Annotated in this window: 19 protein-coding genes; 14 read left to right on the top strand and 5 right to left on the bottom strand. The window is 64.6% G+C overall.

Annotated elements, in window-relative coordinates:
- Positions 1–120: 120 nt before the first annotated feature.
- Together AC1DQK_RS08610 and AC1DQK_RS08615 are read right to left on the bottom strand one after the other, a co-directional pair.
- Positions 121–1,767 carry an AMP-binding protein gene (locus AC1DQK_RS08610; RefSeq protein WP_477869438.1) on the bottom strand — a complete coding sequence of 549 codons (1,647 nt, stop codon included), beginning with the start codon at positions 1,765–1,767 and terminating at the stop codon, positions 121–123.
- Between the two features lie 105 nt (positions 1,768–1,872).
- The gene (locus tag AC1DQK_RS08615) at positions 1,873–2,733 is read right to left on the bottom strand and encodes a TetR/AcrR family transcriptional regulator (RefSeq protein WP_477869440.1); all 861 of its coding nucleotides are present in this window, start codon (positions 2,731–2,733) and stop codon (positions 1,873–1,875) included.
- A gap of 132 nt (positions 2,734–2,865) precedes the next feature.
- Here AC1DQK_RS08615 and AC1DQK_RS08620 point away from each other — a divergent pair, with 132 nt between their 5' ends.
- A complete protein-coding gene (locus AC1DQK_RS08620; protein WP_477869442.1) occupies positions 2,866–3,372 on the top strand; it encodes a nuclear transport factor 2 family protein in 507 nt (168 codons plus the stop codon).
- 34 nt (positions 3,373–3,406) lie between these two features.
- Positions 3,407–4,003, top strand: a complete 597-nt coding sequence (locus AC1DQK_RS08625) for a carboxymuconolactone decarboxylase family protein (RefSeq protein WP_477869444.1) — start codon at positions 3,407–3,409, stop codon at positions 4,001–4,003.
- Between the two features lie 136 nt (positions 4,004–4,139).
- Here the strand turns inward: AC1DQK_RS08625 and AC1DQK_RS08630 are convergent, their stop codons facing one another.
- Positions 4,140–5,360: a cytochrome P450 gene (locus AC1DQK_RS08630; protein ID WP_477869446.1), complete on the bottom strand. Its 1,221-nt coding sequence runs from the start codon at positions 5,358–5,360 to the stop codon at positions 4,140–4,142.
- A gap of 113 nt (positions 5,361–5,473) precedes the next feature.
- Between AC1DQK_RS08630 and AC1DQK_RS08635 the strand changes: the two genes are divergently transcribed.
- Positions 5,474–5,914, top strand: a complete 441-nt coding sequence (locus tag AC1DQK_RS08635; RefSeq protein WP_477869448.1) for a putative quinol monooxygenase — start codon at positions 5,474–5,476, stop codon at positions 5,912–5,914.
- Positions 5,911–6,666: a glucose 1-dehydrogenase gene (locus AC1DQK_RS08640; RefSeq protein WP_477869450.1), complete on the top strand. Its 756-nt coding sequence runs from the start codon at positions 5,911–5,913 to the stop codon at positions 6,664–6,666. Before AC1DQK_RS08635 ends, AC1DQK_RS08640 begins: the two co-directional genes overlap by 4 nt.
- A gap of 16 nt (positions 6,667–6,682) precedes the next feature.
- Here the strand turns inward: AC1DQK_RS08640 and AC1DQK_RS08645 are convergent, their stop codons facing one another.
- The gene (locus AC1DQK_RS08645) at positions 6,683–7,681 is read right to left on the bottom strand and encodes an NADP-dependent oxidoreductase (RefSeq protein WP_477869452.1); all 999 of its coding nucleotides are present in this window, start codon (positions 7,679–7,681) and stop codon (positions 6,683–6,685) included.
- A gap of 107 nt (positions 7,682–7,788) precedes the next feature.
- Between AC1DQK_RS08645 and AC1DQK_RS08650 the strand changes: the two genes are divergently transcribed.
- From AC1DQK_RS08650 to AC1DQK_RS08665, 4 genes are all read left to right on the top strand, one after another.
- Complete coding sequence (locus AC1DQK_RS08650; protein ID WP_477869453.1) at positions 7,789–8,601, top strand: helix-turn-helix transcriptional regulator; 813 nt, start codon at positions 7,789–7,791, stop codon at positions 8,599–8,601.
- A 92-nt stretch (positions 8,602–8,693) separates the two neighbouring features.
- Positions 8,694–9,917, top strand: a complete 1,224-nt coding sequence (locus tag AC1DQK_RS08655; RefSeq protein WP_477869454.1) for an aromatic ring-hydroxylating oxygenase subunit alpha — start codon at positions 8,694–8,696, stop codon at positions 9,915–9,917.
- Positions 9,914–11,353, top strand: a complete 1,440-nt coding sequence (locus AC1DQK_RS08660; protein WP_477869456.1) for an aromatic ring-hydroxylating oxygenase subunit alpha — start codon at positions 9,914–9,916, stop codon at positions 11,351–11,353. Before AC1DQK_RS08655 ends, AC1DQK_RS08660 begins: the two co-directional genes overlap by 4 nt.
- Positions 11,354–11,392: 39 nt before the next feature.
- Positions 11,393–11,848, top strand: coding sequence for a VOC family protein (locus tag AC1DQK_RS08665; protein WP_477869458.1), 456 nt, complete (start codon positions 11,393–11,395; stop codon positions 11,846–11,848).
- A gap of 41 nt (positions 11,849–11,889) precedes the next feature.
- Here AC1DQK_RS08665 and AC1DQK_RS08670 read toward each other — a convergent pair whose 3' ends face one another.
- On the bottom strand, positions 11,890–12,297 hold the full coding sequence (locus tag AC1DQK_RS08670) for a nuclear transport factor 2 family protein (protein WP_477869460.1): 408 nt from the start codon (positions 12,295–12,297) through the stop codon (positions 11,890–11,892).
- A gap of 154 nt (positions 12,298–12,451) precedes the next feature.
- Between AC1DQK_RS08670 and AC1DQK_RS08675 the strand changes: the two genes are divergently transcribed.
- Genes AC1DQK_RS08675 through AC1DQK_RS08700 form a run of 6 tightly spaced genes read left to right on the top strand, consistent with a single transcriptional unit; the run spans position 12,452 to position 19,471 of the window.
- Positions 12,452–13,237 (top strand): SDR family NAD(P)-dependent oxidoreductase, encoded by a 786-nt coding sequence (locus AC1DQK_RS08675; protein ID WP_477869462.1) that lies wholly within the window; start codon positions 12,452–12,454, stop codon positions 13,235–13,237.
- A 7-nt stretch (positions 13,238–13,244) separates the two neighbouring features.
- On the top strand, positions 13,245–14,411 hold the full coding sequence (locus AC1DQK_RS08680; protein WP_477869464.1) for an acyl-CoA dehydrogenase family protein: 1,167 nt from the start codon (positions 13,245–13,247) through the stop codon (positions 14,409–14,411).
- A 49-nt stretch (positions 14,412–14,460) separates the two neighbouring features.
- Entirely contained in the window at positions 14,461–15,642 is a 1,182-nt protein-coding gene (locus AC1DQK_RS08685; RefSeq protein WP_477869466.1) for an acetyl-CoA C-acetyltransferase, read from the top strand.
- An 18-nt stretch (positions 15,643–15,660) separates the two neighbouring features.
- Positions 15,661–16,419, top strand: coding sequence for an SDR family NAD(P)-dependent oxidoreductase (locus tag AC1DQK_RS08690; protein ID WP_477869468.1), 759 nt, complete (start codon positions 15,661–15,663; stop codon positions 16,417–16,419).
- Positions 16,420–16,469: 50 nt separating this feature from the next.
- A complete protein-coding gene (locus AC1DQK_RS08695) occupies positions 16,470–17,354 on the top strand; it encodes a crotonase/enoyl-CoA hydratase family protein (RefSeq protein WP_477869470.1) in 885 nt (294 codons plus the stop codon).
- A 47-nt stretch (positions 17,355–17,401) separates the two neighbouring features.
- Positions 17,402–19,471: a 3-hydroxyacyl-CoA dehydrogenase NAD-binding domain-containing protein gene (locus tag AC1DQK_RS08700; protein ID WP_477869472.1), complete on the top strand. Its 2,070-nt coding sequence runs from the start codon at positions 17,402–17,404 to the stop codon at positions 19,469–19,471.
- Positions 19,472–19,491 lie beyond the last annotated feature (20 nt).

The raw sequence follows: 19,491 nt of genomic DNA on the forward strand, positions 1-19,491 counted from the left end.
CCGATATAATTCTCGGCGATCGTCGGCGGCGCCGCGACCGACGATGCGATATATAGAGACCGGCGAGTTGCATGCGCCGGTCGTCTGAAGTGTTTCTTGCGCCCTGCGGCGGCCGTCGCCTCAGCGAGACGGCGTGGCGGGTTCGCCATCGGCGCTGATCCGCTGCCGGATATCGTCGCGTAGCAGGTCCTTGCGGATCTTCCCGGATGCCGTGCGGGGGAGATCCTGGAGGAACTCGAAGCGTTCCGGGCATTTCTGCCGGGCCAAACCCGAGGCCCGCACATGCGCCGCCAGATCGGCGGCGGACGCCTCGGCCCCGGGGCGCAGGACGATATAAGCGCAGACGCCTTCGCCCAGCCGGGCGTGCGGCATAGCCACCACCGCCGCCAGCGCCACATCAGGATGGGCCTGGAGCACGTCCTCGATCTCCCTGGCGGAGATATTCTCGCCGCCGCGGATGATCAGGTCCTTCTTGCGCCCGGTGATGGTGAGCGCTCCGCGGTCGTCCAGCCGGCCGATGTCGCCGCTGCGGAAGAAGCCGTCGGCGGTGATCGCCTGATCGGTCTGACCCGGATCGCCATAACCGAGGAACATGCCGGGGCCGCGCACCAGCACTTCTCCGTCCATGCCGGCGGGCAAGTCCCGCCCCTCGTCATCGACGATGCGGAGCTCATAATCGACCGCATGGCCGTCGCTGGCGGCGGCAAGATCAGGCTCAAGGACGGGCGAATAGCCTTGCGTGGTCTGCGGCACTTCCGAACTGCCATAGACGCGATAGGCGCAGGGGTTTGCGAGCGCCGCATTAGCGGTGCGGATCAACTCGTCGGGCACCGCCGCGCCGCCGCAGGCGAAGCTCCGCAGGCTGGGGAGCGACCGGCCGGCCGCGTGCGCCGCCTGGCAGAGTTCGACCAGGAAGGGTGTCGCTGCGGTGGTGTAGGTCGCCTGATAACGCTCGATCAGTTCGACGGCGCGGGCGGCGTCCCATTGCTCCATCAGCACCGCCCGCGAGTCGAACTGGAAGGGCATTTCCAGCGCGCCGGCATAGCCGGTGATGTGCGTCACCGGTGACGGCATCAGGATCACGTCCCGCCCGACCGGCGACCGGTGGCGGAAGGTGGCGTCGAGCACGCGCGCCAGGCTGTTGTGCGAATGCAGCACGGCCTTGGCGCGGCCGGTCGTGCCCGAAGTATAGAGGATCAGCTTGACCGAATTGGGATCGGCGCCGACGAGCGGATGCGTCAGTTTGCGCCCATGCTCGACGAGGTCGGCAAAGGATGGGCTGCTGCTTTGCGGCCGGACGAAGATGGTCTGCGCCAGCATCGGGAGATGCGGCGTGATCCGATCGACCATCCCCGCATAGTCGATCGAGCGGAATGCCTCGGCAACGAAGAAGATCCGTGCTGCGCAATCGGCCAGCATGTGCTGGACCTCGGCATCGCGGTAGATGTGGACGATCGGGTTGATGACGAAGCCGCCCAGCGCTGCCGCAAGGTTGATGACCGCTGCTTCCACCCAGTTGGGGGTCTGGAAACTGATGACGTCGCCGGAGTTGATGCCGAGGTCGATCAGCGCCCGCGCAAGCGCCTCCCCGTCGCCGAGCAGGCTGGCGAAACTGGGGCGGGCGGGATCGCCGAGGAATACCGGCTCGTCGGGTGTGACCTCGGCGCGCCGGCGTGCCCATTGGTCGAGCCTGTTGTCCTGCCATGAACCCATGTCGGCATAACGGCGGAGATGGGCAGGCAGCTCGGTGGGAAAGTGGATCGTCACGGCTTCGGCTCTCTATCGGCGAAGGGCCGGCGGGCCTCCATGATCCACATGGTTGATCTCCGGACGGTCACGACGCCACCGCCAAAAATGCCAGTCGAGCCTCGATCAGCCCGTGATGGCGGGGTCAGGCGACGGCGCGGGATCACCCGATAATATTTCCATCGCCTGGCGCAGCAGCGCGAGCGTCTCCTGCGTGCGGTCCCGATTGGGAGGAGGCGGCACCGATCCACCCTGTTCCGTCGCGGGGGTTTCGGATGCAATGCCCGGCCTCTCGCCATCGAGATCCACGACCCCGCGTCTTACCCAGAAGTCGCTCAGGCATTCCTTGAGCATCGCGACAAGCCGCGCCCGCCAGATCGGCGCGTCGGCGGGAAAGTTGTGGGAGGCGAGGCCATCGATGAAGATGGTGGTGAAGTAACGGCCGAGATGCAGTTCGTGTCCTCCCACCGCGGCGAGCGCGGGAAAGGTCTGGCGCGTCGCGCGATCGAGTTGCTCCTCATCCTCGATATGCAATTCCGCCAGCCGACGTCGCAGTCCCTCGTCGGTGCGCGCGGCAGCCTCCACATTTGCCATCGCGACATGCAGCGGATCGCGCGCCAGTTCCCACAATACCTCGACGCCGCGATCGAAGCTCACGCGGGTGGGGGCATCCGGGCTGATGCGATCGAAATAGCTGCGGCGCCAGGACTCATAGAGATGTTCGATCGCGGCGAACTTCAGCTCCTCGAGCACGGGGAAATAATATTGGATCTTGCCCCGCGTCATTCCGGTTTCCCGTGCCACGAGAGACATGTTCGTGCCCGCCCATCCTTGCGCCGTGAAGCATCTTACCACCGCATCGAGAATGGCCTTGCGGGTGTCGTCGCTGCCTTCGCCGGCCGCTGCAGCATCGCCGACGGCCGATGGATCACCTGATAGGAGTTCGCCGGGCAGCCTCTCGCCGGATTTCGCTTCGGTCCTGTCCATCGTCTCTCCGCAGGGGTGTGCTCCCCAATTTGCGAGTTTACCCGGTAGCCGCTTGATCGCAACCCATCATCATGCATTACTGCTGCTTGCAGACGATCCGGGACGAAACCGGCAACAGGAGTGGACGCCGACATGATGGCAGAGGACGCCACGACTCGCCTGCTTGCCGAAGCAGAGTGCACGCGATTGCTGCATGCCTATGGGCGCGCTGTCGACTGGCAGGACCGGGAGGGCCTCGCCCTGCTGTTCTGGCCTGACGCCATAATCGATCTAGGCTTCTTCAAGGGCGATGGCGAGGAGGCGACGTCCTTCCTGCTCGCCAATGCCGCGCTGTCGCTGCGCCGCTTCCATGCGACATCGAACATAGTGCTGAGGATCGATGGCGACATCGCGCTCGCCGACAGTTGCTCGATAACGCATGCTGTTGGCGATGACGGCGCCGGCGGGCAGGGCTGGCAGCTCTTTTATGGACGCTATCTCGACCGGCTGGAGCGGCGTGCGGGCGAATGGCGCTTTGCCGAACGAACATTCCTGCTGAACGCCCACCATTCCGGCACATGCGGCGATTCGCCCCTGCTGGCGGCGGTGCCCCGCGCCGACGATTTCACGCCTCACCATCCGTTGTTCCGCTTCCGCTGAGCGGTGGCCCCAAACGCCCCCAGGAGATATTGCGATGGCCCGCCTTTCCACCCTTCCCGCATCCGAATGGCGCGCCGATCTGCGCGCATTGGCTGGCGGCGATACGGCCAGCCCGACCGAGCAGGGGATCATGCGCATATTGGCGCATAACCCTGATCTCGCCAAAGGCGTGCTGAGCTTCGGCATGACGCTCTATCAATCAACGCATTTGCCGCGCCGGCTGGTCGAACTGGTGCGCCTGCGCGTCGCATTCCACAATCAGTGCCGCAGCTGCATGGCGATACGCTATGAATCGGCGATGGAGGACGGGCTGACCGAAGGGGCGGTCTGCTCGCTCGAACGGCCGCAGGAGTCCAAGGACCTGTCCGCGGCGGAAAAGGCTGCGCTCGTCTATGCCGATATTTCCTCGACCAACCATTTCGCCATCGACGATGCAACCTTCGCGGAACTGCGCGAGCACTTCAGCGAGATGGAAATCGTCGAGCTCGGCGCCTTCATCGCATTCTTCATCGGTTATGGGCGCCTCTCGGCCGCCTGGCACCTGGTGGAGGACCTGCCCGAGGGCTATCAGCGCGACGACGGCATGACGATCGCCCCGTGGAGCGAGGAGGCGGTTGCCGTGCGGGGCTAGACTCGATCCCGTTCAGATTGAACCGGATCGAGCCTAGATTTTGTCCGTTTTCCGTGATTTCCGAGCCGGCAGATGATTCCATCTGCCTCGAAATCACTCTAGGGCTTCGAATTGAGCCCCGGCGGGGAAGCCGGGACTAGAAGGCGATGTGCAGCGCCTTGAGCGCACGCAGCACGAAGCCGGGATGATGTTCGAAATCGTTGCGGCCCTCTGGCAGCCGGAGATTCGGCAGCCGTGCGATCAATGCTTTGAACGCGATCTGCAGTTCCAGGCGGGACAAGCCCGAGCCCGGGCAATGATGCTCCGCCTGGCTGAAGGCCATGTGGCGCATGGCATTGCGCCGATCAAGCTTGATCCTGTCGGGGTCCTCGAACACCTCGGGATCACGATTGGCAGCCGCGAAGCGCAGATGCAGGGTGGCGCCCTTCGGAATCTTCACGCCCCGGATTTCGGTGTCGCGCGTGGCGGTGCGATAGAGACCCTGGGTCGGCGACTCGAGTCGCAGAACTTCCTCGACGAAGCCGTTGATGCGCGCGGGATCGCGCCTCAGCTCGGCGTGGATCTCGGGATCGCGCAGCATCATCCACAGACCGGAGGCGAGCGCGAACGCCGTCGTTTCGTTGCCGCCGATATACAGGTGATCGATGATCTGGACGATCTGACCATCGGTCAGTTCGTAATCGTCGACGCGGGCATGGGCGAGCTCCGATATGATGTCGGCCGTGGGATTGGCACGGCGCGAGTCGATATGGGCTTTCAGATAATGCTGGAATTCCACGCCCTGCTCGGCGACCCAGATCTCCTGTTCGAGGCTGAGCCCCCGCGCGAACGGCAGCGCCCAGGCGAAGGACCATCGCTTGAGCCGTTCGCCGTCCTCGGCCGGCAGGCCAAGCAGCCCTGAGATGACAGCGGCCGGCAGTGGTTCGGCGAAGGCGGCGATGAATTCGGCTTCTCCCGCTCCGGCGAAAGCATCGATCAGGCGATCGACATGATGCTCGATCAATACACGGCTCTGCTCGAGCCGCTGGCCGGTGAAGAAGTGATTGACCAGCCCGCGGAAGCGTTTGTGCTCGGGCGGATCCTGCGCAAGGGGAAAGGCCTTGGACCAGCCGCGCCGGTCGTAGATCTCGCGTGCCTCGGGGTGGAGCAGCAAGGGTTCGCCGCCATGCTTGTCGGCCTCGTTCGAGAAGCGCTCACTGTCCCGGACCACCATCGCGATGTCGTCGTAGCGGGTGAGGACGAAAAGGGTCGAGTCCGGCACCCGGTACACCGGCTCCTGCTCGCGCAGCAGCCTGTAGGTTTCGAACCAATGCTTGTGCGCATCCGGACCGAACAGATCAAGCTTACTCGTCGCCAACGGCTTTCTCCCCTCAACGTGCCGCCGATTGACGATTGCAAGCAGCACTGCTGCATGTTACTAGCTGGACCCAGCAGCACGGCCACTATCAAAAACGGCTGCAAGGAGAGGATATGGCGACTTGCCTGGTGCATATGCGCGTCAAGGAGGGCGGTGCTGCCGCGTTCGAGGCGATGGCGCGCGCGCTCTACGAGGCTTCGACCGGCAACGAGCCGGGCCTCAGGCGCTATGAATATTGGCGCGGCAAGCAGCCGAACACTTATTACTGCCTGCAATCATTCGACGATTATGCCGGTTTCCTTGCCCATGAAACAGCGCCGCACCATGAAGCCGCCGCCGAGCCGATCATGGCGCTGATCGAGCGCTTCGAACTCGAATGGGTCGATCCCGTTGCGGGCGCCGCGCCGCTCGACCCGACGCAGGAGCAAGGGCTCAGCGATGATGTAAGCGAGCGGACTCGTGTTTATGCCGATCTGTTCCCGCTGAGCATCCTGAACTGGTGGTCCGCATTGCGCGATCGAGACGCTGCGGCTCTGGCAGAGGCCGCCCGATGACCGCGCAGGGAGCAGGGCGCGTCGCGGGCAAGGTGGTGGTGGTGACGGGCGCCGGCCGCGGCCAGGGCGAAGCGCATGTCCGTCTGCTCGCCGAGCAGGGCGCCGAGGTGATCGTCACCGATATCCGCGCTGACATGGCCGCAGCGGTCGCCGCGGATATCGGCCCGAGCGCCTGGCATCAGCGTCTCGACGTTGCCGATGAGGCTTCCTGGGCCGCCTTGTTCGCGCTTGTCGAGGAGCGCCATGGGCGGCTCGACGCATTGGTCAACAATGCCGGCATCGCTGTCATGGCCGATATCGTCGCAACCGACCACGCGCTGTTCGACCGAACCGTTGCGATCAACCAGACCGGCGTCTTTCTCGGGATGAAATTCGCCGCCGAGACGATGAAGCGCTCGGGCGGCGGCTCGATCATCAACGTGTCTTCGATCGCCGGACTCAAGGCCGATCCTTCGTTCTTCGCCTATACCGGCACCAAATGGGCAGTGCGCGGAATGTCGCGCGCAGCGGCGCGCAGCCTGGCTCCCGATCGCATCCGGGTGAACGTGATCCTGCCCGGCATCATCGATACGCCGATGCTGACCGATGCCGTGCCCGGACTGGATGTCGCTGCATTCGGTGCCGGCAACACGCCCCTGGCGCGCGCCGGCTTGCCGGCGGACGTCGCCTCCGCGGTGCTGTTCCTGGTGTCGGACGAGAGCGGTTTCGTAACGGGCGCCGAACTGGCCGTCGATGGGGGAATTACGGCTTAGAGTTTATAATAGCGGGTTAAAGTTTGAGCAATTGCTTGCCGCGGTTCTTGCCCGCGAACAGGCGCATCAGAGTGGAAGGAGCGTTTTCGAAGCCATGTTCGATATCCTCCCGATAGGAAAGCCGGCCCGCCTGGATCAGCCGCTCGAGCCGCGTGCGGATCTCCGGAAACTCGGACGCCCAGTCGAGCACGATGAAACCGCTCATGCTGGCGCGGCGGAAGACGAGGTTGAAATAATTCCTGGGGCCCACGGGCAAGCCGCCGGTTTCGTTACGGCTGATCCCTCCACAGATCACCACGCGGGCCCCGGTGGCGATATTGCCCAGCATCGCATCGAGCACGCCGCCGCCGACATTGTCGAACACCACATCGACACCTCCCGGGCAGAGGGCGCCGATCTGCCCGGACAGATTACCTGCCTTGTAGTCGATCGCGGCGTCGAAGCCGGCTTCCTCGACGAGCCAGCGGCACTTCTCCGCTCCGCCCGCGATGCCAATTGCCCGGCATCCGGCGATCCTTGCCAATTGGCCGACGACCGATCCGGTCGCGCCGGCGGCACCCGAGATCAGCACCGTGTCGCCAGCGACAGGCTGCCCGCGCTTGAACAGCCCGCACCATGCCGTCATGCCGGTCGTACCCAATATCGACAGCATCGCGGTCGGCGGCAGCGTCGTTTCGATCCGTTCGAGGCCGGCGCCATCGGATATATGCCATTCGGTCCAGCCGGTGGTGCCCAGCACGAGATCGCCCGGAGCGAAGCCGGGGCGACGGCTTACCATCACCTCGCTGATCGCGCTGCCACGCATGACGTCTCCGATCGCCATCGGCGCTACATAATCGGCAATATTCTCCATCCAGCCTTTCTGCGCCGGATCAAAGCCCAGATAGCGCGTGGCCAGCAGCATCTCGCCCTCGTCCGGCCCTCTGACCTCGACGGTCGCCTGACGGAAGTGACTCTCCTCGACCGGGCAGCCTTTCGGATGACCGGCAAGAAGCCATTGGCGAGTGACGGGCATGAGCGGTCTTCCTTCCTGGACCTGCCCCGAATCCCGCGCCTGCGCCGCCACGGCTACACGCAAAAATGACAGGTACCGGACAATCGCAGGTTTAGGAGGTGAGAATCATGAGTGCTTCCAGCAGAAATGACTTCAGGCTGTGCAGTTCGATCGAGATGGAGGATCTGGTCGAGCGGGCAACCGTCCGTCGCGTCGAGGACATCCGCGATGCCGCGCTCAGCATCCGCGATTTCGCCGCGCAATATGGCTTGCGCGCCGCTCTGTGCGCAAACATCGCCTCCAGGGAAGCGATCACCGATGCGGACGGATCGGTCCTCGCCGCCGATCTGTTCGGCTGGCGGGCCGAAGGCGAACGCTGGTGGGAGGATCGCAACCTTGCGCTGCATGCCTTGCTGCCTCGCTCCTGCCGTTACGAAAGCGAACCCTTCTGGTGCAGCGCGCGCGGCTTTTTCACCGCGTCGCCCAATCCCTATCTGAAGGAAATTGATCCAGGCGGCTATTTCACGAGCCAGTCCTGCTTCAAGGCCGTGATCATGGTTCCGGTCCACCTGCCGTTCGCGCAGGTCTCGGCCAATAGCTTCGCGCCTTGCGATCCGGAGGCCGATGATCTGTCCGACATATTTGCGGCGATCGGCGGGATCCTAGGCGCGATCACGCGGCGCTTCATCAGCGGCTATGTCTCGGCGATGCGGACCAAGCGGCGCATACCGTCGGACTGCGAGCTGTCCAAGCGCGAAGTCGAATGCCTCCGCTGGGCCGCGATCGGCAAGACGGACCGGGAGATCGCGATGATCATCGCGCTTAGCCATGCCACCATCCGCTACCATATCAATCGCGCCGGCGAGAAGCTGAACGCGATCAACCGGGCGCAGGCTGTCTTCAAGGCCGGCCAGCTCGGTTATCTCGGCGCAAACGCGTGATCCGTGTCTCCCATCAAAACCGCTAGCTAAAGCCGCGGCGCAATCATGTCATACCCAGCTTGAAACCAGACGCGACGAAGCGAGGCGAGGATATGGCAGAGGCTGATCTCCAGTCGGACGATTGGGCGCAGGTCCGGCGCCGCAATGCGCGTCAGGCCCTGCGCGAGTTGGTCGCTCGGGTCGCAGACGATCGTACCGACAGCGCCGAAGCTCCGTTGCCGCTCCACAAGTCGATCTATACCGGCGAAGCGCGCCACGCCGCGGAGATGCGCGGCGTCTTCCACAAGGAGCCCGTGCTTGCCGGACTGAGCGGCGACCTTCCGGAGCCCGGCGACGCGCTGGTATTCGATGCGGCCGGGCCCTCGGTCCTCGTCATGCGCGGCAAGGACGGCGCGGTTCGCGCTTTCCGCAATATGTGCACCCATCGCGCGGCGCGGTTGGTCGAAAGCCGCGAACCCTGGAGCGGGCATCTGCCGCGCGTGTCCTGCCCGTTCCATGCCTGGACCTTCGATGCCGCAGGGCGTCTGGTCGGCCAACCCGGCAAGGATGGTTTTGCCGACTGCGCGATCGGCTCGCGCAACCTGATCGAGCTGCCCTGCTCAGAACATCTCGGGCTGATCCTGGTGCGCGTCGATCCTGATGCGGGGCCGATCGACGCCGAGGCGCATCTCGGCAGCTTCGGCGCCGTGCTCGAACAGCTGGAGCTGCACCGCGCCGAGCCTGTCAAGAAGGGCATTCTTGCGGCTGACGCCAACTGGAAATTCGCGCTCGACACTTACGGCGAGAGCTATCATTTCAAGGCGCTGCACGGATCGAGTATCGGGCAGGCATTTTTCACCAACCGCCAAGTCTACGACTCCTTCGGCCGGCATTATCGCGTTAATTTCCCCGAATTGTCGGTCGCGGATCTGGTCGGCAAACCCGAAGACGAGTGGCCCGAAACCGATTATGGCGGGGTCCATTACCTCTTCCCCAACACGATCATTTTCTTCGGTGCGGTGGTACCGGGCGTCTATTTCACGCAGGTCTTCCGGCTGTTCCCGGACGGCGCAGGTCGCATGATCTGCCATTTCGCCGTCTATGCGCCGTTCGGCATCGAGAGCGACGCGCATCGTGAAGCCTGCGAGACGGCCTATGACCTGACCGCGCAGGTGGTGCAGACCGAGGACTATCGGGTCGCGGCGTCGGGCTTTTCCAATCTGCTCACCGCGCCAGCGGATTTCCACGTCGTGCTGGGAGCCAACGAGGCCGCGCTGCACAACGTCCATCGCCATATTGCCGAAGCCTGCGCGATGCCCCTGGATCAAAGCGAGTGAGCGAATCGATGAGCGACGCCGACCTTTCCCTCCCCCGCGAGGATCGCTGCCCCGGGCTGAGCTATAGCGACATGCTGGCAGGCGACACGAGGGGGGCGCCCGATTGTCTGGTCGCGGAAGCCAATCAGAACCTGGGCGACGAGCCGCTCGATCCGGCACGCTACACCAGCGAGGCTTTCGCTGTTGCCGAGCGCGAAAGGCTATGGCCGAATATCTGGCAGTTTGCGGCGCGCGAGGAGGATCTGCCAGAGCCGGGCGACACTGTCGTCTATGAGATCGCCGACAAAAATTATCTGCTGGTCCGCCAGTCGGACGGTTCGATCAAGGCCTTCCACAATGTCTGCCTGCATCGCGGGCGGCTATTACGCGACGAGGGCGGGCGTTCGGTCAATCTGCGCTGCCCCTTCCACGGCTTCACCTGGCACAATGATGGGACGCTCAAGGAAATCCCCTGTCGCTGGGATTTCCCTCACCTCGAGGGCAGGGACCTGTCGCTGCCTGAATTAAGGGTGGAGCGCTGGCACGGCTTCGTCATGGTGACGGAGAATCATGAACTGCCGTCCTTTCGGGAATGGGTCGGCCCCGGGGTCGAACATTATGATCTCTGGAAGCTCGAGGAGTGCCATACAGCGGCCTGGATCGGGCGGGTATTCCCCGCCAACTGGAAGGCGACGGCCGAAGCTTTCATGGAGGCCTTCCACTCGGTCGTCACGCATCCGCAGATCCTGGGGTTCACCGCCGACGCCAATACCCGCTACGACCTCTATGGCGATCATATGAACCGGGCGATCACGCCCAATGGCGCGCTTTCTCCGCATGTGCGCGGCCGTGACCAGCGCTATATCCTCGAGACGATCGCCGATTTCCTGGGCGAAGATGGCGGTGTTCGCTTCGCCACCAGTGCCGACCTTGGCGGATTCGCACCGGATGACCCGCTGCTCGCGCGCAAGGTTCTGGCCGCAGCCAACCGCGAAGCTTTCCAGGCGATGGACGGGCGTGATTATGCGCAGTCGTCGGACAGCGAGGTACTCGACAACTTCACCTATAACATCTTCCCCAACTTCGCGCCCTGGGGCGGGCTGGTGCCCAACATCGTCTATCGCTGGCGCCCGTGGCGCGATGTCGACCATTGCCTGATGGAGGTGCGCATCCTGACCCGCACACCGCTGGGCACGACGCCGCCCAAGGCGCCGCATATGCACCTGATCGGGGAAGACGAATCCTTTACCACCGTGGCGCATCTGATCGGAGCGGGGCTGGCGGGCGTGTTCGACCAGGATCTGGCGAACCTCGCTTCGCTCCAGAAGGGGATGAAGGCTTCGGCGAATGGCAGGATCGAGCTCGGCCACTATCAGGAGAGCCGCATCCGCCACTTCAGCCGCACGCTGGACAAATATCTCAGTGGCCAACTACCCGGGAAATCGATCAACCCCTGAGCGGTGTGTGCGATAAAATCGGACAGCGGAACGGCGCAGATGATCAAGGGCATCCACCATGCCAGCATTACGACCGGGGATATCGGCCGGCTGACCCGCTTCTATTGCGATCTCCTTGGATTCGAGGTCGCGCTCGAATATGCTTGGGGGGCGGGCAATGCCGCGGCAGACGCGATTTATGGCTTGCGCGATACGGCAGTGAAGATGGTGATGCTCCGGACGGGCAATGCCTGCCTGGAACTGTTCGAGTTCGAAAATCCGGCCGGCAAGACAGGCGATCCCCGGCGTCCGGTCAACGACCAGGGCTATACCCATATCTGCATGAGCGTGACCGACATCGATGCCGAATATGAGCGGCTGAAGGCGGCGGGCATGCCGTTCAATTGCCCGCCCCAGCGCCTGCCCGGCCTATGTGCCGCTACTTATGGGCGTGATCCGGATGGAAACATCGTCGAACTGATGGAAGCCGATCCGGACGGGGCGTTCGCGCTGTAGCAACCCACCTGCGGCCGGCTCTGCAGCGAAGGACGCACTCCTCATCCCGCGAGCAGGCGCGCTATTTCACCCGCGTCGAAATAGTGGATGTGCATCTCCGCCATCTTCCCGTCGACATCGAAGCGCGTCACCTCGGCGATACGCTGCGTGAAATGTTTGCCGGTCGTGCGCACGGTCGCGCTCATCTGCAGCAGCGCGACGACGTGATGATCCCCGCCGACCAGATCGATCCATTCGACATGCGGATCATCCCAGAAGCCCATTACATGGGTGAATAGCCGCTGGAGCGCGTCGCGGCCGCGCCATTCCCCGCCATAGGGCAGCGTCGGCGGTTCGTGGATGACGAGATCCTCCGCCATGAAAGCGGCGACCATCTCCCATTCGCCACGCGAGGCGTGGTCGTACATCGCTTGGGTCGCTTCCAGCGGGGTCATGGCGTTGCCTTCCATATCATGTTCGAGAGAGTCTACCGTCGCACCCGTCCAGCCAAGACCGTCAAAAATGGCAGGGTCGGCCCCGCCATTGCTTCGCTACTGTCGCCGCAGCACTGGACATTGGCCCTCACGAGCTGGCCGCGTCGGTGGATTGTAAAGGAAGCTCATTGTGAAACTCGATTCCCAGGCCGCTGCGGTGGTCACTGGCGGTGCATCCGGCCTCGGTGCGGCAACCGCGCGGGGGCTGGCGGCCAAGGGCGCGAAGGTGGCGATCTTCGATCTCAATGTCGAGCAGGGGACCGCGCTGGCCGGGGAGATCGGCGGCGTCTTCTGCGAGGTCGACGTCACCTCGGACGAGAGCGTGGACGACGGCTTCGCCGCGGCGCGAGCGGCGCATGGGCAGGAGCGCATCCTGGTCAACTGCGCTGGCATCGGCAACGCGGTGAAGAYGGCAAGCCGTGACAAGAAGAGCGGAGAAATCCGGCACTTTCCGCTCGATGCCTTCAATCTCGTCATCCAGGTGAATCTGGTCGGCACATTTCGCTGCATCGCCAAGTCCGCGGCCGGGATGCTGGGGCTCGATCCGGTGGGCGCTTCCTGCGAGCGCGGGGCGATCGTGATGACGGCCAGCGTCGCCGCCGAGGATGGCCAGGCGGGGCAAGCGGCATATTCCGCTTCGAAGGGCGGCATCGTCGCGCTGACCCTGCCGATCGCCCGCGATCTCATGGGCGAGGGGATTCGCGTCAACACGATCCTGCCCGGCATCTTCAACACGCCGCTGATGAATGCGGCACCCGATCATGTGAAGGATGCGCTGGCGGCCAGCGTGCCTTTTCCGAAGCGGTTCGGCGATCCGGCGGAATATGCCGAGCTCGCCCTGGCGATGATCGAGAACGGCTATCTCAATGGTGAGGATGTCCGGCTGGACGGCGCCATCCGCATGGCCCCGCGCTGAGGTTCCCATGACAGGCATATTCGATCAACCATCGCGCTGGATGGACGAGGAACTCGTCCTGTTCGACGATTCGGTGCGCCGCACCCTGGCCGACAATGTGTCGCCCGAGCGGCTCGCCCGCTGGCGCGACGACGGCATCGTCGAGCGCGCAGCGTGGCGTGAAATGGCCGAAGCTGGATTGCTCGGCATATCGATTGCACCCGAATATGGCGGTGCGGGCGGCGATTTTCGCCATGAGGCGGTGCTGATCCGCCGCCTTGGCCTGGCCGGGGCTGACGGGTGGGGCGTACCGCTGCACAACGGCATTGTCGCACCATATATCGAGCGCTACGGCACAGCCGAGCAACGTCGTCGCTGGCTGCCGAAGATCGTATCGGGCGAGGTCATCACCGCCATCGCCATGACCGAGCCCGGTGCCGGATCGGATCTGCGCGGCATCCGCACGAACGCGGTGCGCGAGGGCGGCGCCTACAAGATCAGCGGCCAGAAGACTTTCATCAGCAACGGCCAGCATGCCGACCTCATCATCGTCGTCGCCCGCACCGATCCGGCCGCCGGGTCGAAGGGGATTTCCCTGTTCGGGGTCGAAACCGGCGATGCGGTCGGCTTCCGGCGCGGGCGCAATCTCGACAAGGTCGGCCTGGAAATGGCCGACACGTCGGAGCTGTTCTTCGATGACGTGGAGGTGCCAGCGGCGAACCTGATCGGAGGCGAGGAAGGCCATGGCCTCCACCAGCTCATGCAGCAACTGCCGCAGGAGCGGCTGATGATCGCGATCGAGGCCCTCGCGCTGATGGAGGCCGCAGTCGATCATACGCTGGCCTATGTCCGGGACCGCAAGGCCTTCGGGCAGCGGCTGCTCGATTTCCAGAATACGCAGTTCCGCCTCGCCGAATGCAAGACCGAGGCGATGGTCGCCCGCAGCTTCGTCGATCAGTGCATCGCGGATCATGTGCGCGGCGAACTGGACGCCGCAGGCGCCAGCATGGCCAAGCTATGGGTGGCCGAGCGCGCCCAGCGGGTCGTCGACAGCTGTCAGCAGCTGTTCGGCGGCTATGGCTATATGAACGAATATCCGATCGCGCAGATGTACAAGGATGTGCGCGTCAAACGCATTTACGGCGGCACCAGCGAGATCATGAAATTGCTGATCGCGCGCTCGCTCGAACAATGAGCGGACCGCGCCGTCCAGACCACCCGAACATCCGCAGGAGCATATCAGCATGAGCAGCAAGCAGGCCTATATCGTTGCGGCAGGCCGCACGGCCGGCGCCCGCCGCAACGGCAGGCTCGCCGCCTGGCATCCCGCAGACCTTGCCGGCAAAGTGCTCGACGCGCTGGTAGCGCGCGCCGGCATCGACCCCGCCGCCATCGATGACGTCATCATGGGCTGTGTCGGCCAGGCCGGCGAGCAGAGCATGCATGTCGGCCGCAATGCGGTGCTGGCATCCATCCTGCCGCAGAGCGTGCCTGCCGTGACCATAGATCGCCAATGCGGGTCCTCGCAGCAGGCGATCCATTTCGCTGCCCAGGCCGTGATGTCCGGTACGCAGGACGTGGTGATCGCCGCCGGCGTGGAAAGCATGTCGCGCGTGCCGATGGGCTCGCCGATGACCCTGGCGACGGCAGCGGGACTAGGGGTCGGCCCTTGGTCTCCGACGATCCTGCAGCGCTTCGGCGTCCCCGAATTCAGCCAGTTCGATGGTGCCGAGGCGATCGCCGACAAATATGGCTTCAGCCGTGAACATTGCGACGCCTTCGCGCTGGAAAGCCATCGCCGCGCCGCCGCTGCGGCACAGGCGGACGCCTTCGCCGCGGAGATCGTGCCGGTCGAGGTCGCCGATGCAGACGGCAATGTTTCGCTTCATATGGCCGACGAGGGCATCCGCCGTGATGCGACGCTCCAGTCGATTGGTTCGGTCAAGCTGTTGCGCGAAGGTGGCAAGATCTCGGCGGCGAATGCCAGCCAGATCTGCGATGGCGCAGCCGGCGTGATGGTGGTGAGCGAGGCGGCGCTCAAGGCGCATGGCCTTACGCCGCTCGCTCGCATTCACAACCTGACCGTCACGGCCGGTGACCCCGTGATCATGCTGGAGGAACCCCTGCCCGCGACCGATCGGGCGCTGAAGCGCGCCGGGCTGCGGATCGAGGACATCGACCTCTATGAAGTGAACGAGGCTTTCGCGCCTGTTCCCCTCGCCTGGCTCGGCCATGTCGGTGCCGATCCGGATCGGCTCAACGTCAATGGCGGCGCGATCTCGCTGGGGCATCCGCTGGGCGCGTCCGGCGCCAAGCTGATGACGACATTGATCCATGCGCTCCGCGCCCGCAACAAGCGCTGGGGCCTGCAGACCATGTGCGAAGGCGGCGGCATAGCCAATGTCACGATCATCGAGGCGCTCTAGGATTCAGGGGGGCGGCCGGTGACTCTCCGTGCGGATCTAAGCGGTACCCGGGCACTGATAACCGGGGCATCGAGCAAGGGGCTGGGCGCGCATTTCGCCTGCACGCTCGCGCAGGCCGGCGCCGAGGTGGTGGTGGCGGCGCGGCGTATGCCCCAGCTGGAAGCGCTGGTCGCCCGCATTGCCGCCACGGGAGGAAGCGCCCGCGCGGTGGCGATGGATGTGGCCGATTCCGACAGCATCGCCGCCGGGCTGGATATTGCCGGGCCGATCGACATTCTCGTCAACAACGCCGGAGTGGAGCGATCGGGGGCCGTGCTCGCCCTGACAGAGGACGATTACGATCATGTGCTCGACATCAACCTGAAGGGGGTGTGGCTGGTCGCAACGGAGACGGCGCGGCGGATGAAGGCAGCCCAATCCGGGGGATCGATCATCAATATCGCATCGATCACCGGCCACCGCGGGATGGATGGCATCGCGCCTTATAATATCTCGAAGGCGGGCGTGCTGCAGCTGACCCGGCAGCTGGCGTGGAGCCTGGCACGCTATGGGATCAGGGTGAATTCGATCTCTCCCGGCTTTTTCGAGACCGATATCAACCGGGAGTTCCTCGCATCTTCGCACGGCGAGGCAATGCGCAAGCGGGTGGCGATGCGGCGCTTCGGCAGCTTTGGCGATCTCGATGGGGCGCTGCTGCTGCTGGCCTCTTCCGCATCGGCTTTCATGACTGGGAGCGACCTCGTGGTGGATGGCGGGCATCTGCTGACGCCGCTGTAGAGTTCGTCCTGCCACCGGTGATCTGGACGTCGGCCAAAAGGGAGGATGCCATGACCTACAAGACCATCCGCTACGATGTCGAAGATGGCATAGCGACGCTGACGCTGGCGCAGCCTTCCAAGCTCAACGCGTTCACGCCGCTTATGATGACCGAGATGATCTATGCATTCGATCGGGTCGACGCCGATGATCGGGTCCGCGCCGTCATCGTGACCGGAGAGGGCCGGGCCTTCTGCGCGGGAGCCGATATCTCCGCCGGGCCAGAGGGCTTCATAACCGAGGGAGGCGAAGGCCTCCTGAACGCCGACGGCACGTTCAACTATGGCGCCAGTGCGGCCCGCGACGGCGGCGGACGGCTCACCTTGCGCATCTTCCGCTGTCTGAAGCCCGTGATCGCCGCCATCAATGGTCCGGCCGTCGGCATTGGCGCGACGATGACGCTGCCGATGGACATTCGGCTGGCCAGTCGCGACGCGCGTTTCGGCTTCGTCTTCGTTCGGCGCGGGATCGTTCCGGAAGCCGCCTCGTCCTGGTTTCTGCCGCGGATCGTCGGCATCGCGCAGGCACTGGAATGGTGTTTCAGCGGAAGCCTGTTCCCGGCGACAGAAGCGGTCGAGGGCGGCCTCGTAAAGGCTGTGTACGAGCCGGACGCGCTGCGGCCGGCCGCACGCGCGCTTGCGCGCGGGTTCGTCGAAAGCAGCGCGCCCGTTTCCATCGCACTTACGCGGCAGATGCTGTGGCGGGGCCTTGGCATGAGCAGCCCGATGGAGGCCCACAGGATCGACAGTCGCGCGATCCTGTCCCGGGGGCGGTCCGCGGATGGAGCGGAGGGCGTGGCGTCCTTCATCGAGAAGCGCGCCGTGGCCTTTCCCGACAGCGTGTCTGCGAACATGCCGGACTTTTTCCCATGGTGGGACGAGCCGACCTACAGCTGACGCCGTCGCAGCGGCCACCGATCTATGCGCGGACAAGGAGTGGAATGATGACCAGGCTCAACCCGGTAACCCAGTTGATGACCATCAATGGGGTTGCCGTTCTGGAAGTCGATTCGCCCCCGGTGAACGCCCTGGGCCATGTCGTGCGCATCGGTCTCGAGGCGGGGGTGACTAGGGCGCTGGCGGATGAGGCCGTCAAGGCTGTCGTCATCGCCTGTGCGGGCCGGACATTCTTTGCCGGCGCCGATATCGGCGAGTTCGGCAAGCCGCTTCTGAAGCCGGACCTCAACGACATTTTCAGGATCATCGAGGGCGCCGCAAAGCCGGTGGTCGCGGCGATCCATGGCACCGCACTTGGGGGCGGCTTCGAACTGGCATTGGCTTGCCACTACCGGATTGCCGAGCCTTCTGCCCGCATCGGGCTGCCAGAGGTCAATCTCGGTCTTCTCCCCGGAGCGGGGGGCACCCAGCGGACCCCGCGGCTCGCCGGCATCGCGGCGGCGCTGGACCTCATCGTGTTCGGCAAGCCGATCGCCGCGAGCGCAGGCAAGGCGGCCGGGCTGATCGACCTGCTGTCCGCCGAGGGCACGCTGCGCGACGAGGCGATCGCCTATGCCGCCCGCCTCGCGGACGAAAATGCTCCGCTGCGCTTGGCGCGCGACCTGGCTCCGGATCTTTCAGCGGATGACGCGTCCAGGCACATCGCGGCGTTCAAGGAGAAGAACGCACGATCCTTCAAGGGCTTCAAGGCTCCGGGCAACATCATCAAGGCGATCGAGGCGGCGGCCATGCTTTCCTTCGACGAAGGCCTGGCACGGGAATGGGCGCTGTTCGAGGACCTGATGGCCAGCCGGGAATCGGCGGCCCAACGCCATATCTTCTTCGCCGAACGGGCGACCAGCAAGATCCCGGGGCTGGGCAGGGATGTGATTCCCCAGCCGCTAAGGTCGATCGCGGTGATCGGGGCCGGCACGATGGGAACGGGCATCGCGACCGCGTTCCTCAATGCTGGACTGTCGGTCACGCTCATCGACCTGGACGGTGCGGCGCTGCAACTGGCGTCGAAGCGCATCGACAAGACTATCCGATCGCTGGCCGAAAAGGGCCGGATTACGCCGGGTGAGGCCGACAAGCGGCTCGCGGCGCTCAGCAGCAGTTCCGCGATCGAGGGCGCTGCCGAGGCTGACCTGGTCGTCGAGGCCGTCTTCGAACGCCTCGACTTGAAGCAATCCATATTCCGCCAGCTCGATGTGATTGCGAAGCCCGGTGCGATCCTCGCCAGCAACACGTCGTTTCTCGACCTCAATGCAATAGCCGCGGTCACAGCGCGGCCCGAACATGTGGTCGGACTGCATTTCTTTGCACCGGCCAACATCATGCGACTGCTTGAAGTGGTCCGAGGTGAGAAGACGTCCGGCGCCGTCGTCGCCACGGCGATGGCGTTGGGGCGCACGCTGGACAAGGTCGCGGTCCTCTCCGGCGTGTGCGACGGGTTCATCGCCAACCGCCTGATGGCGCGGCGAGGCGAAGCCGCCGACCGCATATTGCTCGAAGGCCCGCTGCCCTGGGACATCGATGCGGCGATGGCCAATTTCGGTTTTCCCATGGGCGTCTTCGCGATGCTCGACCTGGTCGGCCTGGATGTCATCGGCTGGGACGCGAACAATACGGCCGGCCGCACGGTGCAGGAAATATTGTGCGAAAGCGGCCGCTGGGGCCAGAAGAAGGGCGCCGGCTATTATGATTATGACGAACAGCGCGTCGGCCGGCCGTCGCCGCACGTGCAGAATGTGATCACGGCGTTCCGCGATCGGGCCGGGATCGGCCAGAAGAGCTATAGCGAGGAGCAGATCGTCTTCGAGCTGCTCGATCCTGTCGTGAACGAAGGTGCGAAGCTTCTCGAAGAGGGGGTCGCGCTCAAGGCGTCGGATATCGATATGGCCCTGGTCGCCGGCTATGGGTGGCCGGTCCATTCGGGCGGGCCGATGTTCTGGGGCGACGGGGTCGGTCTTGCCGGAATCGTCGATCGATTGAAGGCCCGCCAACAGGCGGGCGATGCGATCCGAATCTCGCCCTTGCTCGAGCGGCTCGCCGCGACGGGCGGTTTCTTCACCTGACCGTCACAGGGGCCAGGCGC

This window comes from Rhizorhabdus sp. P4_G5 (assembly GCF_056401065.1).